Origin of the sequence: Aurantiacibacter xanthus, assembly GCF_003584015.1 — a bacterium.
GTDB lineage: Bacteria > Pseudomonadota > Alphaproteobacteria > Sphingomonadales > Sphingomonadaceae > Alteraurantiacibacter > Alteraurantiacibacter xanthus.
Window position 1 is genome coordinate 37,609 of record NZ_QXFM01000146.1, and the last position, 7,357, is coordinate 44,965.

General features: G+C 62.7%; 9 protein-coding genes. All 9 read left to right on the forward strand.

Annotated features, from left to right (window positions below; translation table 11 throughout):
• The first annotated feature begins 29 nt into the window (after positions 1-29).
• A complete protein-coding gene (locus tag D2V17_RS20820; RefSeq protein WP_039388613.1) occupies positions 30-1,838 on the forward strand; it encodes a copper resistance system multicopper oxidase in 1,809 nt (602 codons plus the stop codon).
• On the forward strand, positions 1,835-3,148 hold the full coding sequence (locus tag D2V17_RS20825) for a copper resistance protein B (protein ID WP_119595042.1): 1,314 nt from the start codon (positions 1,835-1,837) through the stop codon (positions 3,146-3,148). Before D2V17_RS20820 ends, D2V17_RS20825 begins: the two co-directional genes overlap by 4 nt.
• A 24-nt stretch (positions 3,149-3,172) precedes the next feature.
• A complete protein-coding gene (locus D2V17_RS20830; protein ID WP_119595043.1) occupies positions 3,173-3,691 on the forward strand; it encodes a YybH family protein in 519 nt (172 codons plus the stop codon).
• A gap of 27 nt (positions 3,692-3,718) precedes the next feature.
• Positions 3,719-4,450, forward strand: coding sequence for a PepSY domain-containing protein (locus D2V17_RS20835; protein WP_119595044.1), 732 nt, complete (start codon positions 3,719-3,721; stop codon positions 4,448-4,450).
• A gap of 231 nt (positions 4,451-4,681) precedes the next feature.
• Entirely contained in the window at positions 4,682-5,353 is a 672-nt protein-coding gene (locus tag D2V17_RS20840) for a DUF2231 domain-containing protein (RefSeq protein ID WP_119595045.1), read from the forward strand.
• Between the two features lie 14 nt (positions 5,354-5,367).
• The gene (locus tag D2V17_RS20845; RefSeq protein WP_147367506.1) at positions 5,368-5,775 is read left to right on the forward strand and encodes a hypothetical protein; all 408 of its coding nucleotides are present in this window, start codon (positions 5,368-5,370) and stop codon (positions 5,773-5,775) included.
• Between the two features lie 284 nt (positions 5,776-6,059).
• Positions 6,060-6,413, forward strand: a complete 354-nt coding sequence (locus D2V17_RS20850) for a hypothetical protein (RefSeq protein WP_119595047.1) — start codon at positions 6,060-6,062, stop codon at positions 6,411-6,413.
• A 71-nt stretch (positions 6,414-6,484) separates the two neighbouring features.
• On the forward strand, positions 6,485-6,754 hold the full coding sequence (locus D2V17_RS20855; RefSeq protein ID WP_119595048.1) for a hypothetical protein: 270 nt from the start codon (positions 6,485-6,487) through the stop codon (positions 6,752-6,754).
• 268 nt (positions 6,755-7,022) lie between these two features.
• A partial coding sequence (locus D2V17_RS20860) for a single-stranded DNA-binding protein (protein WP_147367457.1) occupies positions 7,023-7,357 on the forward strand: 335 nt, incomplete at its 3' end.

Genomic DNA, 7,357 nt, shown 5'->3' on the forward strand with positions numbered 1-7,357 from the left:
AACGGTGAACGCCACGTCAGGAGCCCTTTATGATCGCCGTCAATCGACGCAAGTTTCTCGGAGCCGGAGCAGGAGGAATGGGTCTGCTCGGCCTTGCCGGGGCGATGCCTGCCTGGGCACGCGGCGCGGACATCCTCGCAGGTAACGCCCGCAAGGGGCTGGACGAGGTATCCGGCCCCAATATCGACCTCACCGTTGCCCGATCGGCCTTCGCGACCGGCAACAGGCGCGGCGGAGCGATCGCCGTCAATGGCACTATCCCTGGTCCGCTGTTGCGATTGCAGGAAGGCACGACCGTCCGGCTCAATGTCCATAACCAGCTCGAGGAAGATACCTCGATCCACTGGCACGGTCTGCTCGTGCCGTTTCAACTCGATGGAGTGCCCGGCGTGAGCTTCCCCGGTGTCAAACCGGGAGAGACCTTCACCGCCGAATTTCCGGTTCGCCAGTCGGGCACCTACTGGTGGCACTCGCATAGCGGCCTGCAGGAGCAGGCCGGGCATTACGGCGCGATCGTGGTCGACCCCGCCGGACCCGATCCGGTTCAGGCCGACCGCGAATATATCGTGGTGCTGAGCGAATTCAGCGAAATGTCGCCTCACACGATTTTCGACAAGCTCAAGAAGGGCGAAGGCTACTTCAACTACAACCAGAACACCTGGACCGACGATTACCCACTTTCGGGCGAGGATCGCCGGATGTGGGCGAAAATGCGCATGATGCCGACCGACATCCTCGATGTGTCGAGCGCGGCCTATACCTACCTTCTGAACGGCCATGGCCCGCTCGACAATCTGGAATACCTCTTCCGCCCGGGCGAACGCGTGCGACTGCGCTTCATCAATGCCGGCGCCATGACCTTCTTCAATATTCGCATTCCCGGCCTGCCGATGACCATCGTTCAGGCAGACGGGCAGAACGTCGAGCCGGTTGAGGTCGACGAGTTCCAGATCGGTGTGGCCGAGACCTATGACGTCGTCGTGACGCCGGGCGCGCAACAGGCCTACACGCTGGTCGCGGAGTCGATGGACCGCTCGGGCATGGGTATTGCCACACTCGCGAGCGCACCCGGCGCTCGCGCCGCCATTCCGCCGCTGCGCGATCCGCCGCTTCTGACCATGGCCGACATGGGCATGAGCGGCATGGACCACGGCTCGTCTGGCGATGCCGGCATGTCGGGCATGGACCACGGAAGTGGCGGCGACATGGCGGGGATGGATCATGGTTCGTCCGGCCAATCCGAGATGGCAGGCATGGCCGGCATGTCGGGGATGCAGATGCGCGACACGTCGCTTCTGCCGCCCGATGTGAAGGTCGGGCCCGGTCTCGACATGGTCTCGATGAACCCGGTCGACCGCATGGGCGATCCCGGCATCGGTCTCGCCGATGTGCCGCATCGTACGCTCGACTATCGCAAGCTCCGCGCTCTGACTCCACACCGCGAGGGCCGCACGCCGTCCCGGCGAATGGAAATTCATCTGACCGGCAATATGGAGCGCTACATGTGGTCGTTCGACGGCAAGAAGTTCTCCGCCGTCTCAGACGAGCCGATCCGTTTCGCCTATAACGAGCGCGTGCGCGTGAAGCTCGTCAACGACACGATGATGGCGCACCCCATTCACTTGCACGGTCATTTCTTCGAGCTGGTCAATGGCGCGCCGGCCGATCGTCAACCGCTCAAGCACACGGTCATCCTGCAGCCGGGTGGCAGCGCGCAGTTCGACCTGACGGCGGACGAGCCGGGCGACTGGGCCTTCCACTGTCACCTTCTCTACCACATGCATGCCGGGATGTTTCAGATCGTCACGGTCGCCAATCCCGACGGGAGCGAAGCATGAAAATTCGTATTGTCAGCCTGCTCGCATCGGTCGCAGCCGGCTCAGTTCTCGCCTCCCCCGCGGCGGCGCAGCATGCCGGTCATTCGCCGGCGGAGCCGCAGCAAAGCGCCGAGGCGCAGGCTGACGCGAAGACGAAGTGCGAGGAAGAAGCCGAGCGCCATCGCGCGATGGGGCATCCGGTTGCAGATGGAGCATGCGAACCGGCTGCTCAACCTGAAGCCGCCATGGACCACTCCGAGATGGATCACTCAACCATGGATCATGGTTCGATGACCGCTCGGGATGGCCATTCTAGCATGACAATGCCTGTGGACGCTGCCCGTCCACAGGCATCGCCCGAAAGTCATGAGGGAATGGATCACGGCTCGATGCCGCAGGGCAAGCCTGCCGAAGGCGCGATAGATCATTCGCAGATGAATCACGGCGAGATGGGACAGGCGGAAGCCAGTTCGTCGATGGACCATGGGCAGATGGATCACAGCCAGATGAACCATGGGGAGACGCCTTCGCAGGACATGCAGGGCATGGACCATTCGGCGATGCAGATGGGCGCGGACGATGATATCCCGCTGCTGCCGCCTCCTCCAGAAGCCGGGAGCGGCCCCGCGCGCGCGGCGGTCGCCATCTGGGGCGAGGAAGCCATGAACGAAGCGCGCCGCGAGCTTGTCCGCGAGACCGACGGAGGAATGCGCTTATGGTTTCAAGGCGATCGGCTCGAATACCGCGCCCGCGAGGGGAAGGATGGATATCTGTGGGACATCCAGGGATATTATGGCGGCGACATCGACAAATTCTGGTTCAAGTCAGAGGGGGAGGGCAGCTTCGGCGAACCCATAGAAGGCGCCGAGGTTCAGGCGCTCTGGAGCCGCGCCATTGCGCCCTTCTTCGATTTCCAGGCGGGTGTTCGCCAGGACCTCACCGGTCCGGAGCGCACGCACGCGGTTATCGGCATACAGGGTCTCATGCCGTACCGTTTCGAGGTCGATGCTGCGGCCTTCGTGTCCACCAAGGGCGATGTGACCGCGCGGATCGAGGGCGAACTCGACCAGCGCATCACGCAGCGGTTGATCCTCCAGCCCAGAGCCGAACTCGCGCTTTCTGCGCAGGACATTCCCGAGCTGGGCATCGGTGCCGGTCTTGATCGGATCGAGGCGGGCCTGCGTCTACGCTACGAGTTCGCGCGCGAATTCGCACCCTATGTCGGCGTTTCGCAGGAATGGCGCATCGGCGACAGCGCGGATTTTGCGCGGGCCGCCGGAGAGGATCCGAGCGTCACCAGTTATGTCGTCGGCGTGCGATTCTGGTTCTGAAATCTCAAAAAGGATAGAACTTCTATGACCAAGACTTTGACACGCATCGCGGCGACTGCGTTTGTTGCCACGCTGATACCGCTGCCAGCCTTCGCGCAGCAGATGGACCACTCTTCCCATGCGAACCATCAGATGCACGCGATGGACGCTTCGGCGGACGATGTCGCGGGCGCTGAAGAAACCCTCAAGGCCTATCGCACCGCTCTTGAAGCGCGCGACGCGCAGGCAATGCGCGCGCTCTTCGCCGAGGACTCGGCGATCTTCGAGAATGGCAAGGCGGAAGGAAGCTTTGCCAATTACATGGAGCACCATTTGGGCCCCGAGCTCGACGCGATTGTGAGCTTCACCTTTACCGACCCCACGCTGACCGTCACCCGGATGGGGCACATGGCCCATGCCTATGAGACGTATGGCTATCGCATCGAACTTAGCGATGGCCGGGTGATCGAGCGCGACGGCGTGGCGACATCGGTGCTTGCTCACGATGCGGACGGGTGGAGAATCGTCCAGTACCATTCCTCGTCGCGCGCGCCGCGCAACTGATTACGGCTTTCGAAGAGGTAGCACCGGTTGGCAACGCCGTCGCTGAAGCTGCGCCTGCATGTGCTCGGCAGCAAGATCCACAAATGGCTGGCGATTTTCGTCGGTGTCCAGGTTCTCTTGTGGATGGGAACCGGCGCCCTCATGTCGTTTCTCGACCTGGAAGAAGTTCGCTCCGAACATGTCGTTTCGCGTGAACAAGAGGCGCTGCCCGCCGATGCCCCGCTTCCGGCCTGGGGCGCAAACGACGGTACTCTTGCGGCGGTGTCGACGCGTTCGCTCGACGGCGATGCTGTGACCGAGATCCGAAAGGTCGACGGTAGCGTGAGCCTCCACGATCCGGTGACAGGGCGCAAACTCCCCCCCATCTCGGCTGCGACGGCAAGATCCATCGCGTTGCGCGCATGGACCGGACCGCGCACGACGATCGAAGGCGCGCGGCTCGTTCACGAACCGGTGGGGACCGAGTTTCGCGGCCCTTTTCCGGCCTGGCAGGTCGCCTATGCTGACGAGGCTTCGACGCGCCTCTACATCGATGCCAGCAGCGGTACCCTCGGGGCGGCGCGTAGTGATACTTGGCGCCTGTTCGATTTCATCTGGGGCCTGCACATCATGGACTGGACCGAGCGCGATCGTATCAACAGTTGGTGGCTTCTGCTGTTCGGCATTGGCGGCACGATCATAGCCCTGTCGGGTTTCGTCCTGCTGGCGAACCGGATGCCGAGGCTGCGTCGTCGCGCAAAGAAGAGCAAGCTCGCCTGAGCCCATGGGGCTAATGTGCGTGGGCGAACGCCTTACCCTCGTTCGCCAGGCCGAACGCGGCCAGGAGCCGAATGCGTTCGACGATCGCGATGGTGCCGCCATCAGACGTGATACGGCGGACGCACATCTGTCGCGCTAATACCATCAAATTAATGCGAGGGGCACGCGGCTGCCGTGCGTATCAGGCACATAGGTCGCACTTTAACTGCAGGGTCGGGAGACATACGAGACATGAAAGCCCCCTCATTTCTGGCGCTGCTCGCCGCAAGCCTGCTCTTCGTCGGACCCGTTCAGGCTCATGGCGACGAAAAACATGGCGAAGAGGCGAGCGCCGCGCCTGCTGCCACCAATGGCGATGCGCATGACGAGGCGGCCATGGCGCAGATGGGCGAGACTGCGGATGCTGGCGAGTCCTCCGGCGCGCACGATGAAGCGGGCGCAGCCCATGACGAGGCCGGTGGCCATGCGGATGAGGGCGAAACCGGCGTCATGGCCGTACTGAAGAAGTTGCATCCGGCAACGATCCATTTCCCGATCGCCTTGTTTCTCATGGCTGCGGCCACCGAATTGTTCGTGATGCGCCGGAAAGGAGCGGGCCTGGAAAGTGCGGTGCGCGTACTCGTCTACGGCGGAGCGGCCGGTGCGGTGATAGCTGCACTATTCGGATGGTTTCACACCGGGCTGTGGTTCGGCGGCGATACCGTCATGCAGGTGCATCGATGGAACGGTTTGCTGATCGCGGTTCTCGGTATTGCGATGGCATACCTCGCGAGCAGGCCGAGCCAGAGCCGCGCATGGTTGCGTACGGCTATCTTCTCGATGGCGGCACTTATTCTGGTGCAGGGCTTCCTTGGCGGCGAGCTCGCGCATGGGCCAAACCATCTTGGAATTTCCTGGCTCTGAAGGAGTTGAACAGCATGCGTACTTCCAGATTAAAAGCGGCGTTCGGGATTCTCGCGATCGTGCCACTAGTGTCCGCTCTTGCTGCTTGCGACGAAGCGCAGGAGAGCACACCGACCTCAGAGGTGTCGCCGATGGGCGAAGCGACGGTGATGCCCGGCACGGCACCCGAGGGTGGTCTTGCAGACCCGGCAACCTCTTCCTCCGAAAGTGAGTCAGTGGCTGCGCGGCAGGACGCTCTTTCGAAAGGCGATGCTGCCGCGCCTGCGTCTCGGCGAGCCGCCTCACCGGCACCACGCGTAATTGCCACATCCGCCGCGCCGGCACCGCGCGCGCAACCCGAGAGCGAGGCGACCCCGCCCGCCGATCCCCATGCCGGCCATGACATGTCCTCGATGGCCGATCACGACATGGAAGGCATGTAATCCGGCGCATGGCCCATCAGTCAGGATAGTCAGGAGAAATCGTCTGCAAGCAATCGCGACGGAATCCGGATATCAGAAAAGGACGGCCCCGCCTCCCCCCGAAGCCCTGCGGGTCGCAGGTGCCCATGGGGCCGTTCTGGAACCCCGCGTGAAGACCAACCCAACGCGCGGGGTTCCGTCTCTTCGTCTTCGTTGTCATCGTTCCAGGCGCTTCCCGGCATGGCTTCGTGCTATGCAAGCATTGCGCTGCCAATCGCCTGGTGGGACGTGGAAAGGAACTGCCAATGACCGAGACAAGAAAGGCCGGTGCGCTGTCGCGCTGGGAAGACGAAGGCGGCGCGCTCCCTTGCGGGCCGCAGGAAGCCCTCGCGGCCGATTGCGAGAAATGGGACATCCCTCCGCTCACTGATGCCGAAATCATCCAGCTACGCATAAGGGTGATCGCGCTGGAAAACATGGTGCTAGGATTATTGTCCACGGCAAGCGATCATCAGCTCACTGCGATCGAACAACTGGCCGAGTTCATCTCCCCACGCGCCGACGCGACGCAGCATCCGCTAACCTTGCACGCTGCCACACAAATGGAGCACTTTGTCGAGCGCGCTCGACGGTTTCGCGAGGAACCTTCAGCCGATTGACCGACGTATGACCGGCCCTCGAACCCTGGCTCTCCTGCCTACGGCTGGATCGCTGACCTGAAGAGACTGCGATGGACCTCGATACGCTCCTCGCCCGCTATTTCCGCACTGCCGATCTCGGAATGGTTGGCGCAGAGACATTGGCATCGGGGATCGAGCGGTGCCAGGTCGATCTCGGTCTCGAGCAGCACCGGGGCAAGCGCTTTGCCTTGTGGGCCATGCTCTACCTGCTCGGGTCTGCCCCTGACCTCGACGTGGCCTTCGAGAATGAGGAAGACCGGGAAGCAGCCCGCAACTTCATGGATCTCCTGGCGGCATCGGAAGGCGATGGGGTAAGCTGATTGCAGCAGGGTCTTGGCACCTTCAGACCCGCACCCGATACCCATCCGGCTTTTGTCGCGAACAGTCCTGAACCAGGTCAGCTGAGGACAGCAACCCGTTCCTTTCCGGCCGTGTGGTCGCGCTTCGCGCGCCTGCCCGCACCACCCGTCATGAACAGGTTTCCCTTGGAGCTTCGCTCCTGCGGTGCAGTCCTCCCATGCCCTGCTTCTTCTGGATGTTCGCAAGCCGGAGATGGTCTCCGGTTTGAGGAACTGAAGGACTACTATCATGACCAATATCGCAATCCTCACCGGCCGCATCGCTCGCGATCCGGACACCCGCGAGACCAAGGGCGGCACCAATGTCACCGGGATCACCGTCGTCACCGATCGCCCCGCTCGCGACAAGGACGGCAAGACCTACAAGGACGAGAACGGCTACACCGCCAAGGAAAGCGAGTTCCACCGGGTGACCTGCTTCAACGGCCTCGCCAAGACCGTCGGCCAGTACTGCTCCAAAGGCCAGCTGGTAAGTGTCCAGGGCCGCATCCACTACACCCAGTGGGAGGACAAGGACGGGGTCACGCGCTACGGCACCGAGATCCTCGCCGACAAGGTCGACTT

Bases quoted from the DNA above. Each gene is read 5' to 3' on its own strand.
- D2V17_RS20820 (WP_039388613.1), top strand. From the start codon at position 30: ATGATCGCCGTCAATCGACGCAAGTTTCTCGGAGCCGGAGCAGGAGGA.
- D2V17_RS20825 (WP_119595042.1), top strand. From the start codon at position 1,835: ATGAAAATTCGTATTGTCAGCCTGCTCGCATCGGTCGCAGCCGGCTCA.
- D2V17_RS20830 (WP_119595043.1), top strand. From the start codon at position 3,173: ATGACCAAGACTTTGACACGCATCGCGGCGACTGCGTTTGTTGCCACG.
- D2V17_RS20840 (WP_119595045.1), top strand. From the start codon at position 4,682: ATGAAAGCCCCCTCATTTCTGGCGCTGCTCGCCGCAAGCCTGCTCTTC.
- D2V17_RS20845 (WP_147367506.1), top strand. From the start codon at position 5,368: ATGCGTACTTCCAGATTAAAAGCGGCGTTCGGGATTCTCGCGATCGTG.
- D2V17_RS20850 (WP_119595047.1), top strand. From the start codon at position 6,060: ATGACCGAGACAAGAAAGGCCGGTGCGCTGTCGCGCTGGGAAGACGAA.
- D2V17_RS20855 (WP_119595048.1), top strand. From the start codon at position 6,485: ATGGACCTCGATACGCTCCTCGCCCGCTATTTCCGCACTGCCGATCTC.